The sequence below is a fragment of the Cupriavidus sp. 2SB genome (assembly GCF_005503625.1).
Lineage (GTDB): Bacteria > Pseudomonadota > Gammaproteobacteria > Burkholderiales > Burkholderiaceae > Cupriavidus.
Map to the genome: position 1 here is coordinate 20,185 of NZ_SCMX01000012.1, position 21,883 is coordinate 42,067.

20 protein-coding genes and 1 pseudogene are annotated in these 21,883 nt (G+C 57.7%); 12 read left to right on the forward strand and 9 right to left on the reverse strand.

The genetic code is table 11. The features are described 5' to 3' along the window. Window positions 1–12: 12 nt before the first annotated feature. Together FFS21_RS32880 and FFS21_RS08095 are read right to left on the reverse strand one after the other, a co-directional pair. A complete protein-coding gene (locus FFS21_RS32880; protein ID WP_373424146.1) occupies window positions 13–351 on the reverse strand; it encodes a DUF5615 family PIN-like protein in 339 nt (112 codons plus the stop codon). Window positions 352–610: 259 nt separating this feature from the next. Continuing rightward, window positions 611–1,258 carry an IclR family transcriptional regulator gene (locus FFS21_RS08095; RefSeq protein ID WP_043355366.1) on the reverse strand — a complete coding sequence of 216 codons (648 nt, stop codon included), beginning with the start codon at window positions 1,256–1,258 and terminating at the stop codon, window positions 611–613. Window positions 1,259–1,352: 94 nt separating this feature from the next. Between FFS21_RS08095 and FFS21_RS08100 the strand changes: the two genes are divergently transcribed. From FFS21_RS08100 to FFS21_RS08140, 9 genes are all read left to right on the forward strand, one after another. Continuing rightward, window positions 1,353–2,336, forward strand: coding sequence for a Bug family tripartite tricarboxylate transporter substrate binding protein (locus FFS21_RS08100; protein ID WP_043355363.1), 984 nt, complete (start codon window positions 1,353–1,355; stop codon window positions 2,334–2,336). Window positions 2,337–2,360: 24 nt separating this feature from the next. Beyond that, window positions 2,361–3,230 (forward strand): VOC family protein, encoded by an 870-nt coding sequence (locus tag FFS21_RS08105; RefSeq protein ID WP_052495072.1) that lies wholly within the window; start codon window positions 2,361–2,363, stop codon window positions 3,228–3,230. Then, window positions 3,230–4,645 (forward strand): aldehyde dehydrogenase family protein, encoded by a 1,416-nt coding sequence (locus FFS21_RS08110; RefSeq protein WP_043355360.1) that lies wholly within the window; start codon window positions 3,230–3,232, stop codon window positions 4,643–4,645. The genes FFS21_RS08105 and FFS21_RS08110 overlap by 1 nt, the downstream gene beginning before the upstream one ends. Before the next feature lie 13 nt (window positions 4,646–4,658). Beyond that, window positions 4,659–5,927 carry a CaiB/BaiF CoA transferase family protein gene (locus FFS21_RS08115; RefSeq protein ID WP_043358200.1) on the forward strand — a complete coding sequence of 423 codons (1,269 nt, stop codon included), beginning with the start codon at window positions 4,659–4,661 and terminating at the stop codon, window positions 5,925–5,927. Continuing rightward, window positions 5,924–6,664: an enoyl-CoA hydratase/isomerase family protein gene (locus FFS21_RS08120; protein WP_043355358.1), complete on the forward strand. Its 741-nt coding sequence runs from the start codon at window positions 5,924–5,926 to the stop codon at window positions 6,662–6,664. Before FFS21_RS08115 ends, FFS21_RS08120 begins: the two co-directional genes overlap by 4 nt. Before the next feature lie 7 nt (window positions 6,665–6,671). Further along, window positions 6,672–7,409, forward strand: a complete 738-nt coding sequence (locus tag FFS21_RS08125) for an enoyl-CoA hydratase/isomerase family protein (protein WP_043355356.1) — start codon at window positions 6,672–6,674, stop codon at window positions 7,407–7,409. Window positions 7,410–7,438: 29 nt separating this feature from the next. Next, window positions 7,439–8,620 carry an acyl-CoA dehydrogenase family protein gene (locus tag FFS21_RS08130; protein WP_043355354.1) on the forward strand — a complete coding sequence of 394 codons (1,182 nt, stop codon included), beginning with the start codon at window positions 7,439–7,441 and terminating at the stop codon, window positions 8,618–8,620. Between the two features lie 11 nt (window positions 8,621–8,631). Next, entirely contained in the window at window positions 8,632–9,747 is a 1,116-nt protein-coding gene (locus FFS21_RS08135; RefSeq protein WP_043355352.1) for an acyl-CoA dehydrogenase family protein, read from the forward strand. A 121-nt stretch (window positions 9,748–9,868) separates the two neighbouring features. After that, window positions 9,869–10,471: a helix-turn-helix transcriptional regulator gene (locus FFS21_RS08140; RefSeq protein WP_124684263.1), complete on the forward strand. Its 603-nt coding sequence runs from the start codon at window positions 9,869–9,871 to the stop codon at window positions 10,469–10,471. Window positions 10,472–10,644: 173 nt separating this feature from the next. Here the strand turns inward: FFS21_RS08140 and FFS21_RS08145 are convergent, their stop codons facing one another. From FFS21_RS08145 to FFS21_RS08155, 3 genes and pseudogenes are all read right to left on the reverse strand, one after another. Further along, the gene (locus tag FFS21_RS08145) at window positions 10,645–10,866 is read right to left on the reverse strand and encodes a ferredoxin (RefSeq protein WP_196765233.1); all 222 of its coding nucleotides are present in this window, start codon (window positions 10,864–10,866) and stop codon (window positions 10,645–10,647) included. Window positions 10,867–10,886: 20 nt separating this feature from the next. Then, window positions 10,887–12,203: a cytochrome P450 gene (locus FFS21_RS08150; RefSeq protein ID WP_081201625.1), complete on the reverse strand. Its 1,317-nt coding sequence runs from the start codon at window positions 12,201–12,203 to the stop codon at window positions 10,887–10,889. Window positions 12,204–12,312: 109 nt separating this feature from the next. Next, window positions 12,313–12,675 (reverse strand): annotated as a pseudogene (locus tag FFS21_RS08155) (pyruvate dehydrogenase E1 component-related protein); the annotation flags it as partial. 151 nt (window positions 12,676–12,826) lie between these two features. Here FFS21_RS08155 and FFS21_RS08160 point away from each other — a divergent pair. After that, complete coding sequence (locus FFS21_RS08160; protein WP_043355349.1) at window positions 12,827–13,270, forward strand: MarR family winged helix-turn-helix transcriptional regulator; 444 nt, start codon at window positions 12,827–12,829, stop codon at window positions 13,268–13,270. Window positions 13,271–13,627: 357 nt separating this feature from the next. Here FFS21_RS08160 and FFS21_RS08165 read toward each other — a convergent pair whose 3' ends face one another. From FFS21_RS08165 to FFS21_RS08180, 4 genes are all read right to left on the reverse strand, one after another. Continuing rightward, window positions 13,628–14,647, reverse strand: coding sequence for a LacI family DNA-binding transcriptional regulator (locus tag FFS21_RS08165; protein ID WP_043355348.1), 1,020 nt, complete (start codon window positions 14,645–14,647; stop codon window positions 13,628–13,630). Between the two features lie 129 nt (window positions 14,648–14,776). Then, the gene (locus FFS21_RS08170; RefSeq protein ID WP_043355346.1) at window positions 14,777–15,763 is read right to left on the reverse strand and encodes a Bug family tripartite tricarboxylate transporter substrate binding protein; all 987 of its coding nucleotides are present in this window, start codon (window positions 15,761–15,763) and stop codon (window positions 14,777–14,779) included. Window positions 15,764–15,821: 58 nt separating this feature from the next. Next, window positions 15,822–17,045 carry a CaiB/BaiF CoA transferase family protein gene (locus FFS21_RS08175; RefSeq protein ID WP_043355344.1) on the reverse strand — a complete coding sequence of 408 codons (1,224 nt, stop codon included), beginning with the start codon at window positions 17,043–17,045 and terminating at the stop codon, window positions 15,822–15,824. 34 nt (window positions 17,046–17,079) lie between these two features. Further along, complete coding sequence (locus FFS21_RS08180; RefSeq protein ID WP_137924359.1) at window positions 17,080–18,684, reverse strand: FAD-binding oxidoreductase; 1,605 nt, start codon at window positions 18,682–18,684, stop codon at window positions 17,080–17,082. A 472-nt stretch (window positions 18,685–19,156) separates the two neighbouring features. On the opposite strand from FFS21_RS08180, the gene FFS21_RS08185 reads away from it, so the two are divergent. Both FFS21_RS08185 and FFS21_RS08190 read left to right on the forward strand, forming a co-directional pair. Then, window positions 19,157–20,038 (forward strand): LysR substrate-binding domain-containing protein, encoded by an 882-nt coding sequence (locus FFS21_RS08185; RefSeq protein ID WP_043355340.1) that lies wholly within the window; start codon window positions 19,157–19,159, stop codon window positions 20,036–20,038. Window positions 20,039–20,370: 332 nt separating this feature from the next. Then, the gene (locus tag FFS21_RS08190) at window positions 20,371–21,882 is read left to right on the forward strand and encodes an FAD-linked oxidase C-terminal domain-containing protein (RefSeq protein ID WP_043355338.1); all 1,512 of its coding nucleotides are present in this window, start codon (window positions 20,371–20,373) and stop codon (window positions 21,880–21,882) included. Window position 21,883: the final 1 nt, after the last annotated feature.

A 21,883-nucleotide genomic window follows, 5' to 3' on the forward strand; every position in this document is an offset into this window, starting at 1 on the left:
GCTACTCCCAAATTAGGGCGTCATCTCCTGGATGCAGCTTGATGCGGGTTTCAACGTGCGTTCCTTCGGCGCGAGTATGCCTGCGGACGGTCCATTCTCGATCGTCTGTTGCGAAGATATTGGCGCCAACATGGGCGTTGCCGTACGGGGCGTTAGTATGCGCAAGTGATCTGCTAATGCGATTTCCAGCGTCCCATTGCCAGTTGCAGCTAGTAGAACGACCACGCCTGGGTTACGGTGAAATGGGAAGCGCTGATCATCCAAGAAATCAGAATCGTGCGTCAGTATGATGCGTCGCGTTTCACAAGCCGTCGCGAAACTGGCCTCGTCGGCGTGTCCAATGAGCGCCATGCTAGGGTAAGCCGCCTACTTTTCCGATGAGAGTAAGGCGTCCGGGCCAGCCCTTGCGCCCGCAGCGCTCGTGCCGCCGTGATGCCGTGATGCCGTGATGCCGGCGGCGGGTGTCCCGACGACTACGATGTGCTCACGGGAAATCATCAGAGATCCTCGTGAACCTCGATTGCAAGCGCCGGACAGATCCCAGCGGCCAAGCGGGCAGATTCGTGTTGATCAGTCGACGGTTCCGCACCCGGGGCGATGAGCGAACTCCCTACGCTGGCCCCATCCCAACAAGCCTTGAGACCATCGCTGCGGCATTCTGAAGTGTTGGAATGATTTCATTCTCGATCCTTTCGGGTGTCGCCTCGGCTGGCGATGTGGAAATCCCGATAGCCAGCTGGCGGTTGCCAACCCGAGCAAGCGGGACTGCAACTGAGATCTGATTGCTCTCTGGATACTCGACCATCGCCCATTCACCGACCCCGAGGGTCAACGCCTGTGTGAGCGCGCTACTTGGAGGCAGGATGCTTCCAACCCGGAGATTCATCACCACGAGGCGACGGCGTTCCGCGAGTGCCATCGCCCTTCCAATAATGATCACCCCGTCGGGGTTCGCTTCACCCAGGTTGGATGTTCCTGCGTACGTGTCAGCCAGTTGCTGGAGCATCTGCTGAACCGAGTCTGTCACTCCCAAACTTTCCAAAGCAGCAAAGCCGATTTCGAAGACTCGGGTAGTCAAGCGCCATTGGTTGCCCTCGCGCGCGACATATCCCTCCTCCTCCAAAGTCAATAGAAAGCGCAGAACGGTCGGGTGCGGCAGGTCTACGGCACGCGACAACTCCGCCAACGTAGGTCGCCCGTTCTCTCGGAAAGCGCGCAGCACCGCTAGACAGCGTTGGATCGATCTATTATTCTTCATTCGTACACCCTGTGTACCGCTAGTTCACCTAGTGAACATCATAAACCAGGTGCCCTTGAGATGCAACCTGCTTCTTGAGGTCAGGAGACAACGAATGAAACGATGGATATTGGGCTTTAGCGCCGCTGTGGTGGGGTGCTGGGCAGCGACCGGTCAATCTGTTGCGAACGCCAGCGAGTCCTGGCCGAGTCGCCCGATCAAGTGGGTCGTGCCGTATCCGCCGGGCGGCACCACTGACATGCTGGCACGTATCGTCGGTGCCAAGCTCTCTGAACGACTCGGGCAGCCCGTGGTGATCGAGAACAAGCCAGGCGCTGGGGGCGATGTTGGCACGGCCTATGTTGCGAAACAGCCCGCTGATGGATACACCATCGTTATGGGCAATATTGGTCCTATTGCCATCAACCCCACGCTTACTCCCGACGCTCGCTTTTCTCCCACGCGAGATCTCGCGCCGGTGACGCTCCTGGCGGAGGTTCCCAACCTGCTGGTGGTCAACCCGCAACTGCCGGTCAAATCGGTGAAGGAACTCGTTCAGTACGCGAAGCAACAGCCCAATCCCTTGTCGTACGCAACGCCTGGCAACGGAACATCTTTGCACTTGGCGGGTGAACTGTTCGCTTCGACAGCGGGCCTGCGCATGGTTCATGTGCCATACCGCGGTAGCGGCCCCGGCCTGAACGACACGATGGCAGGCCATGTACCGATCATGTTTGACAACATGCCTTCGGCATTGAATCTCGTAAAAGGCGGAAAGGTTCGCGCACTCGCCATCACGAGTGCTGTCCGTTCCCCGTTGCTGCCGGACGTCCCAACGATGACTGAAGCTGGTCTGAGCAACTATCAGATCACTGGTTGGTTCGGCGTCTTGGTACCTGCCGCAACGCCGAAGCCGATCGTCACCCGTTTGGATGCCGAAATTCAAGCTGTACTCAAGATGCCTGACGTCCGCAGCAAGATTGGCGACATCGGCGGAATCATCTCTGGCGCAGGACGAGATGAGTTCGGCCGATTCATCCAGCAGGAGTCGGCGAAATGGCAAAAGCTCATTCGTACCGCGCACATCACCGTGCAGTAGGTCAGTTACTTTAAGGAAGAAGCAATGTTGAACTCGGTTGACAGAATCCTCGTTGCGGTGCGCGACCTCGATCAAGCAGAGCAGAACTACAGGGAAGTACTTGGGGCGCAGTATCTTGATGAGCTTGCAAGCGACCATCTGAATGCCCGTGGCCGTAGCCTGGTAATCGGCGAAAGCACGGTCGAACTTTGGACCCCGCGGGGAGCAGGGGTCGTAAGTGATCATCTTGATAGCTTCGGGGAAGGCCTCTTCTTTGGAGGGGTCTCGACAGCTAGCCTGGCTGAATGCCAGAGGTTCCTTGCCGAGCAAGGTATCCGATTTGCTGAAGCCGACGGCCGTCTCTATTTGAACGCGGGCGGCCTCTATGGCATGCCACTCGTTGTCAGCGAAGCGGCAGCGCGGGTTCGAGCGAATGGTCCTGTGTCGTTTCTGTACGAGCTCACCATGGTTCTCAGCACCGACTGGCGAGAAGTCGCGGATTGCTACGCGCGAAAACTGGGCCTGCAGCGCGACAAGGCAGTAGACATCACGTTCGCGCGATTTGGCTATGAAGGCACGCTGCTGATGTTCGCGCCGGATCGTCTCGATCGCATCGAATTGGCTGAAGCGCATGATCCCGCCTTTGCCATGGGCAGGTTTTCGGGCAAGCGAGGTGACGCACTTTACATGTGCTACATCGAAACGCATGATTTGGCGGACGTAATCAGGCGACTCGAATCGCGCAACGCAAAGTGGACCCGAAGGACCGACACGGGCAAGCCCGAGCAGGACGGCCTCTGGATCCATCCGAGCGCGCTGAATGGCGTCCTACTTGGTGTATCCCGAACCTCGTTGGCGTGGGGATGGTCCGGTAGCCCCGAGAAAGTCGAAGAGATTTCAGAGGTGCAGTCGTGATGCCGGAGATCTTCGATCAGCAATACATCGGGGGATCGTGGCGCCGTGCTTCTGGCACACAGCTCATCGACGTAGAGGACCCGAATACTGGCCTGGTATCGGCCCAAATTCTTCCAGGTACCGAGGAGGACGTCGGTCTCGCCTTGGGTGCCGCGCAGAACGCATTGGCCAGCTGGTCCGCAACATCCGTGTCGGACAAATGCGCAATTCTTAATCGCCTAAAAGACCAACTCACAAATCGGCAGGAGTCGTTGGCCGATGCTATCGCGGCTGAGGTTGGCACGCCCTTGAAGATCTCACGCATCGTTCAAGTCGACTCGCCCATTCGGAACATTGGGAACTTCGTAAAGCTGGCGGAAGGATTTCCATGGCAATCGCGAACGGGCCCATCTGTCATCGTCCGGGAGCCATTCGGCGTCGTGGCATGTATCACGCCATGGAATTTCCCGCTTCATCAGATCATTCTGAAGGTGGTGCCCGCGCTTCTGGCCGGGAACACAGTCGTGCTCAAACCAAGTGAATTGACGCCCCGAACAACGCGCCTTATCTGCGATGCCATCAATGACGCAGGCTTTCCTTCGGGCGTGGTGAACGTTGTGAACGGCTTGGGTGCGGTAGTGGGCGCAGCGTTGGCGCGAGCTGACGGCGTGGACATGGTTAGCTTCACAGGATCCACGGAAGCGGGTCGTGCAGTGTCTTGCTTGGCCGCGTCGACCATTAAGAAGGTGACGCTGGAATTGGGCGGCAAGTCGCCTTCCTTGGTATTGCCGGGTGCGGACCTGACTGTGGCCGTCAAGGGAACGCTCGCTTCCTGCTTCCTCAACAACGGTCAGACTTGCAGCGCGCTGACCAGGTTGATTGTTCACTCGCGTGATGTGTCGGCCGTCGAAGCCCTGGTGAAGCAAGAACTCGCCAAGTTCTCTGTCGGATCCAGCCTCGTCGAAGGCCATCGGATCGGCCCGCTCATTTCTGGCAAGCAGCGTGACCGCGTGCAGGAACTAGCGGAAAAAGGGGTAGCGGAGGGCGCCACGCTCATCGCGTCAGGCCAGGATGTTCCGCCTGCAGGATTCTTCGTCAGCCCGAAGGTGTTTCTCACAGATCAACATAACTATCTGGCCAAGGAAGAGGTGTTTGGCCCCGTGCTCTGCGTGATTCCCTACGACGAAATCGACGACGGCATCCGCATCGCCAACGCAACGGTGTATGGCCTGGCGGCGGCCGTTTGGGGCGATCCTGACCTCGCACTCGACGCCGCTAAGAAGATTCGTGCAGGACAGGTCGATATTAACGGCGCCCGATTCAACCCCGTAGCGCCCTTCGGCGGCTTCAAACAAAGCGGTGTTGGCCGGGAGGCGGGTCACGTCGGTTTGGATGAGTTCCTCGAGTACAAATCTATCCAAATGAACGAGGGATGACGGGATGTCTCTTATGCAGAAACAAGCTCTAGGGAACATTCGCGTATTGGATATGACGCGAGTGCTCGCAGGGCCATGGTGTACCCAGATGCTGGGCGACATGGGAGCCGATGTCATCAAGATTGAGCACCCATCGCGAGGGGATGATACGCGGCAGTGGGGGCCGCCGTATGCGATGACGAGTGAAGCGGAAGTGCTTGAGGATTCCACCTACTTCGCTTCCGCAAATCGGAACAAACGATCGGTTGGCGTGGACATCGCCAACCCAGACGGTGCGGATCTGATCCGTAAGCTCGTTCTTGAGTGCGACATCTTTGTAGAGAACTTTAAGGTTGGTGATCTGGCTCGTCGAGGGCTTGACTACGACAGTCTGAAAAAGATCAATCCGCGCCTGATCTATTGCTCTATCACCGGGTACGGCCAATCCGGGCCGTACGCTGACCGCCCCGGCTACGACTTCGTTTTCCAGGGGGAAAGCGGGCTGATGAGCATAACGGGCGAGCGTGATGACGAGCCTGGTGGTGGGCCACAGAAGGTCGGGATCGCCATTGCTGATCTGACGACGGGACTGTATGCGACGGTCGCGATCCTCGCCGCGTTGAACCACAGGAATGTCACGGGAGAAGGTCAGCACATCGATTTGGCACTGCTCGATTGTCTGGTTGGCTTGTCGTCGAATCAGGGATTGTCGTGCCTGATCAATGGCGCCGAACCGCACCGGTGGGGGAACGCGCATCCGTCTCTCGTACCGTATCAAGTCTTTGATACGGCAGACGGTAAGGTGGTAGTTGCTGTGGGGAACGATTCCCAGTGGCAACGCTTTTGCCAAGCGATCGACGCCAAAGAACTGGCCCGGGATTCGACGTTCTATTCCGCATCCGGACGCATTCGGAATCGAGAGGCGCTAATTGCGCAGGTGTCGTCGGTTCTTGCGGCGCGCCAAACCGAGCATTGGCTTGCCGCGTTCTCCGCAGCGGATATCCCGCACGGTCGTATCAATACCTACAAGGAAGCCTTTGCTCACCCACAGGTCATCCACCGTCAGATGGCGATCGACGTGCCGGTTGACAAAGGTATCGGCTCGGTACGGGGCATCGCCAATCCCATCAAATTCAGTAAAACGCCGGTGCACTACGTTCGGGCGCCCGCGAAACTCGGTCAGCACACAGAAGACGTGCTTTCCGACTTGCTAGAACTTTCCGCGGACCACATCGCCGGTCTCGAAGAACGTGGGGTGATTAGTTGCCAAACGTCAAAAAAGACACTTCAGGAGCAATCATGAGCATCCAAGCTAATAATGTCGGAAACGTCCTGGAGATTTGCATTGCGCGTCCAGAAAAGCGCAATGCGATCAGCGCCGCGATGTACCAGGAACTGACCCGTCTTCTGGATGAGGCCAACGCGGACAAGGAATGTGCCGCAGTCATCGTGCATGGTGCGGGCGGACACTTCACTGTCGGTGCCGATATCAATGATTTCCAGACCCGGCGGGGTAATGAAGATTCCCCTGCTGTCACGCTTCTCCGGAAGATGGCCGCGATCGATGTGCCGCTAATCGCAGCAGTCGAGGGACTGGCGATTGGAATCGGCGCCACGATGCTGCAACACGTCGATTTTGCCTACGCATCCCAAGATGCGCGCTTCCGCATGCCGTTCGTATCGCTGGGTCTGTGCCCCGAGGGCGCATCCAGCTACCTGCTCGAATCGCTGGTAGGTGTCCGGAAGGCACGTGAGTGGTTGATGCTTGGAAAGTTCTTTGATGCAGAAGAAGCTTTCGATGCCGGGCTTCTGACGTCGCTGACGCAGGACGGGGAAGCCCTTGCACGGGCGCGCGAAACGGCTGCCGAACTGGCAAAGCTTCCCAAGGCTTCGGTACGCGCGACAAAGCGGATGTTGAACCACGAGAATCGTGCCGCTGTGGGTTCTGCGCTCGACCTGGAAGTGAAGATGTTCGCCGAACTCTTGAATACCGAAGCCACTCAGGAAATCTTCAAATCCTTCCTGAACAAGAAGCGTTAAGAACGCCATGGCCGAGTTGATAAAAATCGAATCAGAAAATTTCGTCCGGGTCATTACGATGAATCGGCCGGATAAGAGAAACGCGCTGAACTCGGAAATGTGCGACGCGTTGCACGACGCGTGGCAAGACTTCGCGGGCTCAGAGGATCGCGTTGCCCTGCTACGTGCAGAGGGGTCGGTGTTTACGGCAGGCCTCGACACGAACGATCCACCGGATTCCTTTTGGCATGCCATTCCCAATGTCGCATTTGACATTGGAAAGCCGGTTATTGCAGCGGTTAATGGCCCCGTGATAGCGGCGGGCGTATCGATGCTTGCATTCTGCGATCTTTGTGTAGCGACTTCGGCAACGACCTTCGTTTATCCCGAAGGTCGCCTAGGCATGGCAGCCGGCTTGATTAGCTCGCTGGTCGGTCGGATTCCCCACAAGATCGCGATGGAGCTCATGTTGACCGGGCGCCCGGTATCCGCCCAACGGGCCTATGAAGTCGGATTCGTAAACGAACTCTGTGAACCAGGAAGCGAAACAGAGGCAGCTCTAGTGACAGCGCGTCAGATTGCGAGCGCAGCGCCGCTGGTACTGCGTTTCCTCAAACAGGCGGCGAGACACTCGATTCCGGTAGGACTGGTTGAGGCAGGCTATAGCGCCCAGTACCAAGCTCAGATGCTGGCCAGGAGTGAAGACGCCCGGGAAGGGGCGTTGGCGGCCAAGGAGCGTCGCGCTCCCGTTTTCGTGGGCCGCTAGGACTAACTAACACAGTAGGGGACTGAGAAATGGATCTGAATTTCACAGAAGAAGAGCAGGAATTTAGAAAAGAGGTACATGCGTGGATCGACGCCCATTTGCCGAAGGAGATCTCGCACAAGGTGCACAACGGACTGCAGCTATCCCGCACCGATATGCAGCGTTGGCACCAAATTCTGGGGAAAAAGGGTTGGCTGACGTATAAGTGGCCAGTCGAGTTCGGCGGCACGGGCTGGACACCAGTGCAGCGGCACATATTCGAGGAAGAGTGCGCGTTGGCAGGAGCACCGCGACTCGTGCCCTATGGGCCTGTCATGGTGGCACCAGTCATCATGGCATTTGGTAACGCTGAGCAACAGGCGCGCTTCTTGCCCGGCATTGTGACGGGCGATGTTTGGTGGAGCCAGGGTTACAGCGAGCCGGGATCGGGTTCCGACCTGGCTTCGCTCAAGACACGAGCGGAGCGAAAGGGAGACAAGTACATAGTCAATGGTCAAAAGATCTGGACCACGTTGGCTCAGTACGGGGAGTGGATTTTCTGTCTCGTCCGGACCAATACAGAAGGGAAGCCGCAGGCAGGGATCAGTTTCCTGCTCATTGACATGCGTTCGCCTGGCGTCACGGTTCGGCCCATTAAGCTGCTGGACGGCGAGTGCGAGGTCAATGAGGTCTGGTTCGACAATGTTGAGGTCCCCGTTGAGAACCTGATTGGCGAAGAAAATAAGGGCTGGACCTATGCCAAACACCTTCTCAGTCACGAACGCTCGAACATTGCAGAAGTCGGGCGTGCCAAGCGTGAGCTCCGACGCCTGAAGCGAATCGCGGCTGCAGAAGGCATGATGGACGACCCTCGTTTCAAAGACGAGGTTTCGAAGCTCGAGGTAGATATTATCGCGCTCGAAATGCTGGTTCTTCGCGTTATCTCGGCAGAAAAATCCGGGAAGAATCCATTGGATATCGCAGGCCTACTGAAAATCCGAGGCAGTGAGATTCAACAGCGCTACAGTGAATTGATGATGCTGGCTGCAGGTCCCTATAGCCTCCCATTTATTCAAGACGCTATGTTGACGGAGTGGGATGGCGAGTTCCCAGGTGGAGAGCGACGGAACGCTCCGCTTGCCGCGACATATTTTAATCTGCGGAAAACCACTATCTACGGTGGCTCCAATGAAGTGCAGCGTAACATTGTTTCGCAAGTGGTCCTCGGATAAAGGAGTAGAGCATGGATTTCGAATTCACTGACGACCAGGACCAACTGCGAGATGCAGTAAGAAAGTGGGTAAAGCGTAGCTATACGTTTGAGCACCGTCGCAGTTCCGAGAGCAGCGGCGGATTTTCCCCGGACGCGTATTCGGAGCTTGCGGAGCTTGGGCTGACTGGACTTTACGTCCCAGAAGAGTATGGCGGCGTCGGTATGGGGCCGGTCGACGTTATGGTGGTTATGGAGGAACTGGGGCGGGGCATCGTACTCGAACCGCTGGCGCAAGTTCTACTTGCGGGTGCAGTGCTGTCGAACTACGCCGAAGCAAGCGTACGTGCGGCGTGGCTGCCTACGATCGCTTCTGGAGAAAGTCTGGTCGTACTGGCCCAGCAGGAGCGCGCGAATCGTTATCGCATCGATACGTGCGAGACGCGAGCAGTCGAGACGGCGGAAGGTTGGGAGCTTACTGGGAGTAAGAGCCTCGTGCCGGTTGGCGATCATGCTGCTGCGTACATTGTACCCGCCATGATTGCTGACACTCTCGGAGCGTTCCTTGTGGAGCGCTCCGCCCCAGGTGTATTGGTACACCCTTATCAAACTGTCGACGGCTCGCGCGCCGCGGAGCTGACGTTGTCGAAGGCGCCGGGCACGCTAGTCACCCGCGAAGGCCAGGATTGCCTGTCGTATGCCGTGGATCTTGGCATTGCAATGACGTGTGCAGAGGCCGTGGGCGTGATGGACGTAACCCTGGAGGCTCTGGTGGATTACATGAAGACGCGCAAGCAGTTCGGCGTCGCTATCGCGAGCTTCCAAGCGTTGCGTCACCGCGTCGCAGATATGAAGATGAGTCTAGAGCTCGCGAGGTCTATGAGCTACTACGCCTCGCTCAACGTCAACGCGCCGGCGAACCAGAGACGTCGCGCCATGGCACAAGCGAAATATCAGTTGGGCGGGTCGATGCGATTCGTCGGCCAGCAGGCCGTGCAATTGCACGGTGGGATTGGAATGACGGATGAGTATATCGTCAGCCACTATTTTAGACGCCTTACCCAAATGGAATCGGTGTTCGGAGATACGCTGCATCATCTGGCGCAGATGTCGGACTCCATGCATCCCGAGCTTGACAAGGCTGCCTAAGGCGCCGCGAAGAGTAAGTGCTCGATGAATTGCGATGGCGGGTGACCCTCATCGTTTCCGGCAGCGCGGTGGTACATCCTCGCGCTGCTCATAGTATCGGACCGGGATAGTAGCGTAATTGATGCAGACGCAACTTCAGTCACGAAGCCAAGTCGGGATCCATGATATTTTTCTTCCAATTCCAATGAAAGTGACTTCGTTGAGTGGCGAGCAGATAATCATCCGACAAGGCTATTCACGCGTAATTAAAGAGGGGAAGTTCGTGAAGCTCCCCGCTTTTTCTCCTGCGAGTCTGTTCTTGGGCGGCTCTATTTTTAAGAGCTCGCATTGCAGCTTCGATCTGGATGTAACTAGTTATTCTGTGGTGCGTGATCAACCAATGCACGATCTGTGGGATTCCAGGCCGCTTTGGGAGGCAATTTCATTGTCGGTGTTTATGAATCCAAAGGAAGCTTGGAATATTGCAGATATAGCGGATAGTTTGCAGACAACATCCTCGAGAGTCAGGCGGACCCTCTTCAGCCAGGGCAATTGCTTCACGGAAATATGTAACACGCAGCGGCTTATGCGTTCGCTGTTCGAATTGGCAGGACTGGAAAGATCTATACCGGATATTTCGAACAGAATTGGGTGGAGCCAATCCTATGACTTTGAGTCATCTTTCTATAATAGATTTAAAGTTTCGGCAGATGTTATTTGCGGAATGAAATTTTATGCCCGCTAGGCGATCTATTTAGAGGAGCTCTACTGAACGTTTGCCAGCCATCAACCGCTTCGAAAGAGATGGGCGGCCGTTGGGCAGGCCGCCCTCTTTTGCGATGGAAGTACCATCCGCCCCAGCCTCGCGCGCGCAGGCTGCTCGTGCCGCCGTGATGCCGGCGGCCGTTGCCCCGATGACTACGATTTGCTTAGGGGAATCATCAGAGAGCCTCGTGAATCTCGATTGCCAACGCCGGACAGATCCCAGCAGCCAAGCGTGCAGATTTTGTATTGATCGGCCGACGGATCGGCATTCAAAAGAATGACGATTCCGTCATCCTTTTGGTCGAACAGATCCGGCGCATTGACGACGCATTGGCCGGAACCGCAGCATTTTTCGGGATAGATTGTGATTTTCATCGTGATTCGCCGTAGTGGATTTACCAGCTAACGGGCAGTGCCCTAACACCATACATGAGCGAATCGCTCTTGAACGCGAGGCTCTCGATGGGCACGGCCAGCCGAAGATTCGGCAGGCGCTTCAGTAGGGCGGTGAACATGATCTGCATTTCGACTCTGGCGAGAACTTGTCCCATGCACTGATGCGGGCCGTATCCGAATGCGATCTGTGTCCGGGCATCACGGCGGAGGTCAAAGACGTGGGGATCTTTGAACTGCTCCTGGTCGCGATTTGCGGAAATACTAAGCACGACAACGGGATCACCGGCTCGGATCAATTGCCCATTCACGACAACGTCCTCCAGTGCGACACGTCGCGTCCCGGACTGTATGACATCCAGGAAGCGTAGCATCTCCTCCACCGCGTTTGGAACGAGGCTTGGATTCTGGCGAAGCTCTTCCCAGATGTCCGGCCTCTGAAGTAGGAAGAGCACCCCCATCGACGTCGTATTTGCCGTCGTCTCGTGCCCGGCAATCAGCAGAAGCCTTCCAAGCGAGACCACGTCTGTTTCAGTGATATCGCCCTTCCGTACATGATTAACGATAAGGCGACTGAGGATGTCCTCCCCGGGGCTTTCGGATCTCTTCGCCACCAGTTCACGCAGGTATTCGCACAACGCTTGATTCGCGGCGCTAGCCTCTTCCCTCGTCGCGGTGCTCGACGTCATGATCATCGCCTGTTCTTGGAAGAAGTCGTGATCGTCGTATGGAACACCAAGCAACTCTGAGATAGCCAATGCTGGTGTCGCCAATGTAAAGGCGCTAACCAGGTCAGAAGGCTGCGGCCCCATCGCAAAATCTTCCAAGAGCTTGTCCACGATGGCCTGAAGTCGCGGCCGCAGATTCTCGATCTTTCGGATCGTGAATTCGCTGGTCAGCATCCGCCGTTGCTCTGAATGCTTGGGTTCATCCATGGTAATGAAGGTCCGGTTACTACTCCGAACAACCTTTACTGCGGCGCTGGAAGAGGGAAATCCCGGATGTGAGACGTCGGAGCTAAAGCGAGAGTCCGACAAGACAGCGCGAACATCGTCATAACGCGTGACAAGCCAAGCGATCTTTCCGTCCCAAAGCTTACCTTGTGCCAATTCGCCCTTCTGTTGCATCTGGAAGAACACCGGCGGCGGCGCCAAGGGATCTACGCGCTTAGGGGGGAAATCTGGGATTCCGCCGCTGTCGCCCTCAGCGTGAAAAGGACACGCTGATTTCGGCTCGTTCGCAGCCGCATCAAAAGGACAGCGCCCTTCTACCGCGGAAGATGGGTTGGAGGAAGGGGTGGGAGCAGGCGACTCCGTCATGGAAATATCTCCGAGGGCGATTGGTGGCTAATGTTAGGTAGCCTACCTATGTGGCGCAAAGGGGGGTTTACCCTCAACAACAGAATCGAAGGTCGACCCGTAGACATCAGAAGAAAGCGGAGAACCCATATGTGGCGATATGCCCGCCGACGTTGGAGTGCTTGCCCGCCCGCAACACCATCGCCATGGCATTCCAGCGCGCCATGGCGGCCAGTCGGCGCTCGATCGAGGTGTCGCCTGGGTACGGCTGCTCGCCCGATTCGGCAATCGTATTGACGTAGGGCGTCGTGATTGCGCCATGGAAATCCCCGTGTCGGGCCGCGTCCGATTCATGCAGGCGGCCGATCAGGTAGTGGGCGCGTTCGCGGCCTTCCACTTCGGTCACGGCGGCCAGGGCCTCAATCCATTCCTGGGTTTCCTGCGGGTCCACATCCAGCGGCAATACGTGTAGCGGCAACACCGGGGCATTCATCTCTGTCTCCATGGGATTGACGGGGCTTCGGTTCGCATCAGGCCCGGTCGGATAGGCGTGGCCATTGCGCTTCAAATAAATTGCAGTTGCAATCGTCTGGGCATTGTGAGCGCTCTGCGGCATAATTGCAACTGCAACTATTGGAGATACCATGTCGACTGAGAAGCCGGATTTGTGGTTTTCGTTTGTACGGTCGCACCGGGCCTTGATACGTGAGGTGGATCGGCGTCTTGCCGAGGCTGGACTGCCTGTCTACGCGTGGTACGACGTGCTGTGGGGGATTGAAAGCGGGCCGGAGGAAAGCCGCCGGATGCATGAGCTGGCCGATGTGCTTGCCATCGAGCGGTACAACCTGACTCGCCTGATTGACCGGCTGGAGCGTGAAGAGCTGGTGACCCGTATCCGGTCAGAGGAAGACGGCCGCGCCGCGTTCGTGTCCGTCACACGGCAAGGTAAGGCCTTGCGCAAGAAGATGTGGGGCATCTACGAGGCGGCGGTCAAAGAACTGTTTCTGGCCGAGTTCCGGCCGGAAGACATCGGGCGATTTTCTCGTGCGCTGGATGCGGCGGCAGCCAAAGCGGGGTGGCCGAAATAGGTTCGAACTCCCTTTTCGTGCGGTGACGCTTCTGGCTCGCGCCGGAGGGGACGAATGTGTCCGCTTTTTGGGACACGTTCGACTTAGTTGGCAACGGCGGTACCCTGACGCCTCAATCAAAGGTCAGTGGCATGACCGGCGCTTACCGGCCCACCCTAAGCGGACATCAGGATGGAGCAGAGACTGATATCCATTAGGCGCCCCGCATGACTGAAGAATTCCCTCAGAACGTTGTCTGCAACGCTTCATTTAATAGCTGGACAACGTATGCTTCGACCGCTTTGTGCCCGGTGAGGGCCTAGCTAGAGCGACGGCTGAGTTCCGTCCGTAGCGACAAAACGTAGTTTGGCTCACCAACTATTGGGGCGGCGCCGTACTTTCGCGAACTACAAGGTCAGGCTCGAACTCGGTCTGAATGCGTTTGGACCCGCCTTCAATCTGATCAACCAGGTTACGAGAAGTAAGTTCGCCAATCAGAACGGGATTCGAGTGTACGGTCGTGAGTGCGGGCGTCATCAGTTCCGCCATCTGCCAGTCGCCGAAGCCTGTAACTGAGATGTCGCTCGGAACCGATAGTCCCAATGTGCGGCACTCCGCGATCGCTGCCACAGCAACGAAGTCATTGATGCATATCAGGGCAGTCGGCTGTTCCTGATGCGGCAGCGAGTCATTACGCTCGAGACAGGTCCGAACCGCTTGCCGGACGGCAGATGCTTCGTACGGTGTCGGGAGAATGCGGTCGTCGGGTATCGAAATGCCGTTCTCACTGAGGACGTCTTGGATGCCCAGAAGTCGTTGAGAGGAGAGAAATTGAGTCTCTAGTGGCCCTGGGAGGACGGCAAACTTTCGATGTCCCTGTTTGACCAAATAGCTCGTCAACCTGCGCATCGCCAAGCGATTGTCATATCCCACCGTGGGATGCATACCCTCACGATCGACGGCCCACATTAGGACATACGGAATGGCATGCTTGTGGATTAGCGAGAAGACGTCAGGGTGATGCTGTGACCCGATAATGGCGATTCCGTCGACTCTGCGCTCCAAAAGCGCGCGCGCGCAGCGTAGTTCTGTCTCACTGTCGTCCCGGTGGCACGTCAATAAAACGGTGTATCCGAGCCGATCGAGCTGCGCCTCTAAGGTATCGACCGCTTTCGCGTAAAGCTCGTTCATCAGTGTCGGCGCAATGATGCCGACCGATCGCGTGCGCCCTTGACGCAGGTCCCGAGCCGAGGAAGACGGGACGTAGTTGAGGCTTGCGATGGCGTTCTGCACGCGCTCCAGCGTGTCAGGTCGCAGCCGATCCGGCGATGTCAGTGCACGGGAGACTGTTGCCGAGGAAACGCCGGCGAGGAGGGCGACTTGCTTGACATTCACCATATCGGATCAGCGGTTATCTTCAGCCTGGGATATCGGCCGACTGCCGTCATTGTAACGACCTTGGTAGTCCACAGGCAGTTTCCGTCGTCGGGGGGTATCCCGACGACGGACCGGCATTCCCGGTGAGGGCTAGTCGAGCCGGACCTTTGCTGAATCAGCCACGCGCTTCCATTTCGTAACTTCGGTGCGCAGAAACGCATCGAATGCTTCCGGGGTGCCGCCTGCGATCTGCGCGCCTTGAGCCATCAGCTTGTCGCGGACCTCCGGATCCTGAAGGGCTTTGTTGAACTGGCTGTTCATCTTAGCAACGATGGCTGGTGAGGTCCCGGTCGGCACCATAAATCCACCCCAAGAAACGGCTTCGTATCCGCTTATCCCGAGCGCTTCATCTACCGTCGGCACATCGGGCAGTGCCGGCAATCGAGTCTTGCTCGTGACCGCAAGAGCCCTGAGTTTTCCACTCTTGACATGTGGCATTCCAGCAAGCGCGGTGGGAAGGGCAACATTGATCTGCTGACCGAGCACGTCTGTGAGCGAAGGCGCGTCTCCCTTATAGGGAACGTGGTTCATCTTGACGCCAGCCATGGTACTAAGGAGTTCCCCGGCCAGATGGCTGCCCGAACCGTTGCCTGCAGATCCAAAGGTAATCTGTCCTGGCTTGGCCTTTGCTAATGAGACCAGTTGGCGCAGGTCCTTCACCGGCGAATTTGCTGCCGTGACGATAATGAGCGGCACCTTTGTCACCAAGACAACTGGCGTAAAGTCTTTCAGCGTGTCATAAGGAAGTCTCCCGTATACGGCCGGGTTGATGGCATTCGGCCCAAGGTTGGCCATCAGCACGGTGTAGCCGTCAGGCTGCGCCTTCGCAACGGCTTCATTAGCGATGATGCCGTTTGCGCCAGGCCGGTTCTCCACAACAACAGACTCTCCCCATGCCTGGCTAAGCTTAGCGCTTAGGAGCCTGGCGGTCACGTCTGAGGCGCCGCCAGGGGGATATGGAAGAACGACCCGAATCGGCTGGACCGGCCATTCCTTAGCGTGGGCGGCGGCCAGACCGATGGTCAGTGTCACTCCGCAAACGGCTAATGCCCCCGCAATTCGTAGCAATCGATGCATGTCTGTCTCCTTTGAACGTGATCTTTATGGTGATCACTGTGGTCGGGCGGATTACACGTCAGATCGTCCCATCGCGGCGCATTGCCTCAATTTGCTCCACAGACTTCCCGAGCTCATTTTTCAGGATGGTTTCAGTGTGTTCGCCCAGCGCTGGGGGCGCGCGAAGGTAGTCGATACTGCTGCGAGAGAACTTGATAGGGTTCGCAACCTGGGGCGCGCTTGCACCGCTGCTGTGGGGCAAAGAGAAAACCATTTCACGCGCCCGGATATGGGGATCCTCCAGTGCTTCTGGAATGCTCTGGATCGGGCCACAAGGTACGCCGACCGATTCCAGCAGTTTGAGCCACGTGTCTCTCTCTTCTTCTTCAAAGCGAGCCGAGAGCACCTCCACAAGACTTTCACGGTTCTTTAGACGATCCGCATTGCGTCGATAGCGGTCATCATCCGGAAGATTGATTAAACCCAGCGCTTCGCACATGGCTCGGAACTGCCGGTCATTACCGACTGCTACGATCAGAGAGCCATCGCTTGCAGGGAATGACTGATAAGGTGCGAGATTGGGGTGCGCGTTGCCCCAACGACGCGGGTGGCTCCCGCCCACCAAATAGTTCGAGGCCTGGTTTGCCAGCCACGCCACCTGCGTATCCAGCAGGCTCATATCGATGTACTGCCCGCGGCCACTGCCGACTCGCTCAAATAGCGCGCTGACAATTGCAACGCTTGCATACATGCCAGTCATCAAGTCCGATATGGGCACCCCGCATTTTTGCGGGCCGCCACCGGGGACGCCGTCGCGCTCGCCTGTGATGCTCATCAGCCCGCCCATGGCTTGCACCACGAAATCGTATCCAGCCCGCTTGCGGTATGGGCCCGTCTGCCCGAAGCCGGTGATGGAGCAGTAGACGAGCCGAGGATTGATCTCACTCAGGGTCTTGAAGTCCAACCCGTAACGTTGCATATCGCCGAACTTGTAGTTCTCAACGAAGACGTCGCAATCTTTGACTAGCTCGTGCAGCAAATCCTGACCGACCTTGCTGCTGACATCCAGAGTGATCGAACGCTTCCCGCGATTGGCGCAAAGGAAGTACGCCGACTCTTCCGTCGTCGTGCCATCCTCACGAGTAAGGAACGGCGGGCCCCAAGCTCGCGTGTCATCGCCGGTGCCGGGACGCTCAACCTTCATCACGTCAGCGCCCAGGTCGGACAATAGTTGCGTGCTCCAGGGTCCAGCAAGGATCCGGCTCAAGTCTAGGACCTTGATACCTGCAAGGGGGCCTGCCATATCTCCTACTCCTCTTTTTTGAGTTTCTAACTAATTAGCTCGGGTCGAACAGCACGCCAGGGTTCAAGACCTGGTGCGGATCAAAGGCCTGCTTGGCGGCCTTTAGCGCGGTGCAGAACAGCTCCGGCCGTTCCTTGTCGTACCAAGGGCGATGGTCCCGACCAAGCGCATGGTGGTGGGTCACCGTACCGCCTGCGTCCACCATGGCTTGCTCTCCAATGCGTTTGATCGCTTGGAACTGCTCGGGCAATCGAGCCTTATCGCCATAGGCAAACCACGTGAAATATGGCGCAGGGCCATCAGGGTAGAGGTGGGTAAAGCGGCAAGTCACCGAACCCGGGCGGCCGGTAACTTCGCGAATGGCCCGATGCGTTTCTGCCTTGACGTGCGCGTGAAGAGCGGCGAACTTGTCCCACGTGCACGCGGTTTCCATGGTCTCGCGCATGACGCCGCGAGCAATGGCGTACTCGCGCAGGTATGGGCCGCGCAGGAACTTGTTTCGCCAGCTCGATGTCGCAGCGTCCGCACCACCTTGGTTTCCGCTGACCGGATCATCGTCCCATTCGCCGCCGCACTCCGCGCAAATTTCCAGTGCTCGCTTCAGGCGTGCCTCGACCGGGTGGTCGGCGGACTCGAATCCCAGCACGAGAATGTCATAGCTGCCGTCGCTCGAACCCGTGTACAAGGCTTCTTCGCGTTCCACAAGGCGGGCATTGGCAGGGTTCAGTCCAGATTGAGACAGTACCCGTGTGGCCTCGACAGCGCGCGCATAGTCACGGAAACGTACGGTCACCTGCTTGCGGAAGACCGGCCGGCGGTGAAGCTTGACCCACGCCTCGGTAATGATGCCCAGTGCGCCTTCGGAGCCGAGGAAAAGTCGATCCGGATTGGGCCCCGAGCCGGACACCGGGAAACGGCGGGATTCGATGGCACCTTGGGGTGTTACGACCCGCATGCTCTCGATATGGTCGTCGATTTGAGTGAACGCCGTTGCAAAGTGGCCTGCTGCCCGTGTTGCGATCCAACCCCCCAGCGACGAAAACTCCCACGCTTGCAGGAAGAATCGCATGGTCAGGCCGGTGGGCTTGAGCTGTCGCTCCAGATCCGGGCCAAGGACGCCCGCTTGAATGCGGGCGGCCTGCGATGCCTGATCTACTTCCAGCACCTTGTCGAAGTGCTTCATGTCGATGGAAACTACGCCGCGGTAACGATCGTGCTCCGGCGGATTGACTCCGGCCACGACACTGGTGCCGCCGCCGTACGGAACTGCAGCAACGTTCTGGCGCCCGCACCAGTCGAACAGGTCCACGATGTCCTGCTCAGTGCGCGGGTAGGCGATGACGTCCGGCGGGTTGGAAAATTCCCGGCGCATTGCGCGCGCAACATCCATGGTGCCCGCGCCGTAGGTGTGATACAGGCGGTCGTAATGATCGCTTGTGCAGATTTCGCGAAGCGACGCGGGCAGCTGTACGCGAGGTTTGCGCAGCGAAATTTCTTCGGGCGTCGGAAAAGGTGTCGCTTCGAAGTGCTCGACACCCAGCAAGCGTGTCCACGCTGCCTCGAACTCCCGGATTTCGTCCGGCGTGACGGTGTCACCCTCATAGCCCCACCCGTAAAACTTACGACGACGTTCCTGCATTGTTGCCTCCTGTGTGATGTGGTAATCGATTACATACGTTACGGTAACCTGCATCAGAGACTGTAAATAACCAATGCCAGTACGGTGATGAGGCGAAAACAGCACTGCGTGCAATCGATTACATAAGTTTAGATTGGTGCGGCATAATGTCAAGCAGTTAACGCAGTCGCGGCCATGGGTTGGAGCAGGAGTCGACGAAGAGATCGGATCGCTAAGAGACCTTCCCGCGGCGAGGTCACTGTGGGTTGGAGAGCGACTTACTTGGTGGTCTTCCCTTGCAGGGCGTCACGTACGTCCTTGCCTGAGGACCCAGTGAGTCGATCCTGAGCAAGCAATCTGGGGGCGCTTGCTCGTTGCAGCGTTGGCATGGTGCTCGAGCGACAGAGCAGCAAGAAGTGTGGCCGCTCCCTAGGCCTCAAGCGATGACATGCGGCATATCCGCCCTGGGTAGCCCACCAAACGGAGAGAAGATATGGCCCTGCAACACATCCCGCCCATTCAATGTCTTGTCACCTTCGAGACGGTTGCAAGGCTTCGGAGCGCCACACGTGCCGCCGACGAGTTGTGTGTAACAACCAGCGCCGTGAGTCATCGAATCCGCCAGCTTGAATCTCACCTCGGTGTTGAACTCTTCGGGCGGAGTGACTTCACGCTTTCTGCACATGGTGCAGCGTACCTGGCGAATGTCCGAAGCGGCCTCGCTGCGCTACAGCAGATGCCGGTCAAAAATGGAAAAGCCTCTTCCACGCGACTGCGGGTCGCGGTGACCCCAACTTTCTCCAGGCAGTTCCTGATGCCCAAACTGGAACTGTTCCGCAACAAGTATCCGGACATCGACCTTATCTTGCAGGTCTCCATCCCATTCCTGGACGTCACAGCCGAGCCATCCGATTTGGAAATCCGGTACGGCGCCGGCGGATATGCGGACGTCGATCATCGCGTCGTTCTCTCGGAGGAGGTGGCGCCGGCTTGCAGCCCTACCTATCTCAACGAGTTCGGCCCCTTCGAAGGCTTCGAAATGGCGGGTGAAATCGACCAGGCGCGTCTGATACGTAGCCCGCTTGAGCCTTGGACGACATGGTTCTCCTCATGTGGATTGACGAGAACGGAGCCGCATGTGGGCGCTCAATTCAACGATCTAGGGCTTCTCTATGACGCAGCCGCGTGCGGGTTCGGCGTGGCACTAGTGAGGACCCGTATGGCGCAGTCATGGCTAGAGGGGGGGCGACTCATCCGCATATCGGATCGATCCGTGCCTTCACCGATGGCGCACTACTTATGCTGGGAACCTGGGGCCCTGGAGAGATGGGAGTGCGCCGCCTTTATGGAGTGGCTCACCGACTCGCTAAGTTGAGCGGCCCAAACACGGCAATCAAGTTTTCTGCAACTCAACCGCAAATAACTCTCAACCTGCTATATCGCGTGATTGTCTACAGTCAAGTCATGGCGTCTCGTCGACGCCTTTGACAGAAGTGTATTAGAACCTCCCCACACAATGCATCGCATTCATCGCTCAACGTTTGAGCCTCAGCGCCCGGAAGCAACGCTCCGCCTTGGAGCTGCAGCATCCGTCCAGGCTGATTGCGCGGTTCGCCGGCTCGCTACGGTCGCGCCGTCGCTCCGCACTGATTATCCAATAGACCGGCACAGCACGACGCAGCTTCATCGCACCAGGAGGGCAAAGTCATGAATGCGACGCGTGACGGCTGGTTGGCACATCCTACTGACGCTGAGCGGAGGGAAGCCCGGCGTGCGGAAGTGGTTTCCGCGCTAGAAGGCGTGCTGCCTAGGGACCTTATCCTGTCGCAGCGCGAGGACACCCAGCCATTTGAATGCGATGGCCTTACGGCCTATCGGGCGCAGCCGCTCGTCGTGGTGCTTCCCGAAACAGAAGAGCAGGTTGTTGCCATTCTGCGAACGTGCAAGACGCTCGGTGCGCCCGTCGTGGCTCGGGGCGCAGGCACGGGATTGTCAGGCGGTGCGCTCCCACATGAGATGGGCGTGCTCCTTTCGCTCGCTCGTTTTAACCGGATCGTCAGGGTAGATCCTGTGAGTTGTACCGCAGTGGTCCAATGCGGTGTACGCAACGCCGCAATCAGTGAGGCAGCCGCTACGTATGGGCTGTACTACGCCCCCGATCCGTCCAGCCAGATTGCCTGCACGATCGGTGGAAACGTGGCCGAGAATTCCGGAGGCGTCCATTGCCTCAAGTACGGACTCACGTTGCAGAACGTAATGAAAGTACGGGGATACACCATTCAGGGCGAGGCGATAGAGTTTGGATCGGAAGCCCTTGATGTCCCTGGGCTCGATTTGCTCGGCGTCGTTGTAGGCAGTGAAGGGATGCTCGCAGTGACATTGGAAGTCACCGTCAAGTTAATTCCTAAGCCAGAACTTGCGCGATGCATCGTTGCAAGCTTCGACACCGTCGAAGCCGCTGGTGACGCCGTAGCCAACGTCATCGCGGCCGGCATCATCCCAGCCGGCCTGGAACTGATGGACAAGCCGATGACCGCCGCCGTAGAGGACTTCGTGCATGCTGGCTATGACCTGGACGCGGCCGCAATCCTATTGTGCGAGAGTGATGGGACGGCGTTGGAGGTCGAGGACGAGATTGTGAAGATGAATGCCGTCCTCACCGCCAGCGGGGCCACTCGTCTTGAAGCAAGTCAGGACGAGGCGCAGCGTCTTCGTTTCTGGAGCGGGCGAAAGAATGCATTTCCCGCGACGGGGCGCATGAGCCCGGATTACCTGTGCATGGATTCCACGATTCCTCGCAAGAGTCTCGCTGCGATCCTTCGAGCAATCAGCGAGATGGAGGTGCGCTATGGGCTTCGCTGCGTGAACGTGTTCCACGCCGGCGACGGGAATCTACATCCGCTGATCCTTTTCGACGCCAACAATCCCGAAGAACTGCACCAGGCGGAGCAATTCGGCGCTGAGATTCTGGAAACAAGCGTCACGCTTGGCGGGACGGTGACCGGAGAGCACGGTGTGGGCGTGGAGAAGCTGAACTCAATGTGCGTTCAGTTCTCAGGCGCAGAGCGAGAACAAATGTTTGCGCTGAAACGTGCATTCGATCCGCAATCGCTCTTGAATCCTGGGAAGGTAATTCCGACGCTGCATCGATGTGCCGAATATGGTCGCATGACTGTTCGGCGTGGGATGCTGCCGCATCCAGAAATCCCGAGGTTCTAGA

Excerpts from the sequence above, each read along its gene's own strand:
- FFS21_RS08125 (WP_043355356.1), top strand. The coding sequence starts at position 6,672 with ATGGCCGAGTTGATAAAAATCGAATCAGAAAATTTCGTCCGGGTCATT.
- FFS21_RS08130 (WP_043355354.1), top strand. The coding sequence starts at position 7,439 with ATGGATCTGAATTTCACAGAAGAAGAGCAGGAATTTAGAAAAGAGGTA.
- FFS21_RS08095 (WP_043355366.1), bottom strand. The coding sequence starts at position 1,258 with ATGAAGAATAATAGATCGATCCAACGCTGTCTAGCGGTGCTGCGCGCT.
- FFS21_RS08135 (WP_043355352.1), top strand. The coding sequence starts at position 8,632 with ATGGATTTCGAATTCACTGACGACCAGGACCAACTGCGAGATGCAGTA.
- FFS21_RS08160 (WP_043355349.1), top strand. The coding sequence starts at position 12,827 with ATGTCGACTGAGAAGCCGGATTTGTGGTTTTCGTTTGTACGGTCGCAC.
- FFS21_RS08150 (WP_081201625.1), bottom strand. The coding sequence starts at position 12,203 with ATGACGGAGTCGCCTGCTCCCACCCCTTCCTCCAACCCATCTTCCGCG.
- FFS21_RS08170 (WP_043355346.1), bottom strand. The coding sequence starts at position 15,763 with ATGCATCGATTGCTACGAATTGCGGGGGCATTAGCCGTTTGCGGAGTG.
- FFS21_RS08105 (WP_052495072.1), top strand. The coding sequence starts at position 2,361 with ATGTTGAACTCGGTTGACAGAATCCTCGTTGCGGTGCGCGACCTCGAT.
- FFS21_RS08100 (WP_043355363.1), top strand. The coding sequence starts at position 1,353 with ATGAAACGATGGATATTGGGCTTTAGCGCCGCTGTGGTGGGGTGCTGG.
- FFS21_RS08110 (WP_043355360.1), top strand. The coding sequence starts at position 3,230 with ATGCCGGAGATCTTCGATCAGCAATACATCGGGGGATCGTGGCGCCGT.
- FFS21_RS08175 (WP_043355344.1), bottom strand. The coding sequence starts at position 17,045 with ATGGCAGGCCCCCTTGCAGGTATCAAGGTCCTAGACTTGAGCCGGATC.
- FFS21_RS08145 (WP_196765233.1), bottom strand. The coding sequence starts at position 10,866 with ATGAAAATCACAATCTATCCCGAAAAATGCTGCGGTTCCGGCCAATGC.
- FFS21_RS08120 (WP_043355358.1), top strand. The coding sequence starts at position 5,924 with ATGAGCATCCAAGCTAATAATGTCGGAAACGTCCTGGAGATTTGCATT.
- FFS21_RS08140 (WP_124684263.1), top strand. The coding sequence starts at position 9,869 with ATGCAGACGCAACTTCAGTCACGAAGCCAAGTCGGGATCCATGATATT.
- FFS21_RS32880 (WP_373424146.1), bottom strand. The coding sequence starts at position 351 with ATGGCGCTCATTGGACACGCCGACGAGGCCAGTTTCGCGACGGCTTGT.
- FFS21_RS08165 (WP_043355348.1), bottom strand. The coding sequence starts at position 14,647 with ATGGTGAATGTCAAGCAAGTCGCCCTCCTCGCCGGCGTTTCCTCGGCA.
- FFS21_RS08185 (WP_043355340.1), top strand. The coding sequence starts at position 19,157 with ATGGCCCTGCAACACATCCCGCCCATTCAATGTCTTGTCACCTTCGAG.
- FFS21_RS08180 (WP_137924359.1), bottom strand. The coding sequence starts at position 18,684 with ATGCAGGAACGTCGTCGTAAGTTTTACGGGTGGGGCTATGAGGGTGAC.
- FFS21_RS08190 (WP_043355338.1), top strand. The coding sequence starts at position 20,371 with ATGAATGCGACGCGTGACGGCTGGTTGGCACATCCTACTGACGCTGAG.
- FFS21_RS08115 (WP_043358200.1), top strand. The coding sequence starts at position 4,659 with ATGCAGAAACAAGCTCTAGGGAACATTCGCGTATTGGATATGACGCGA.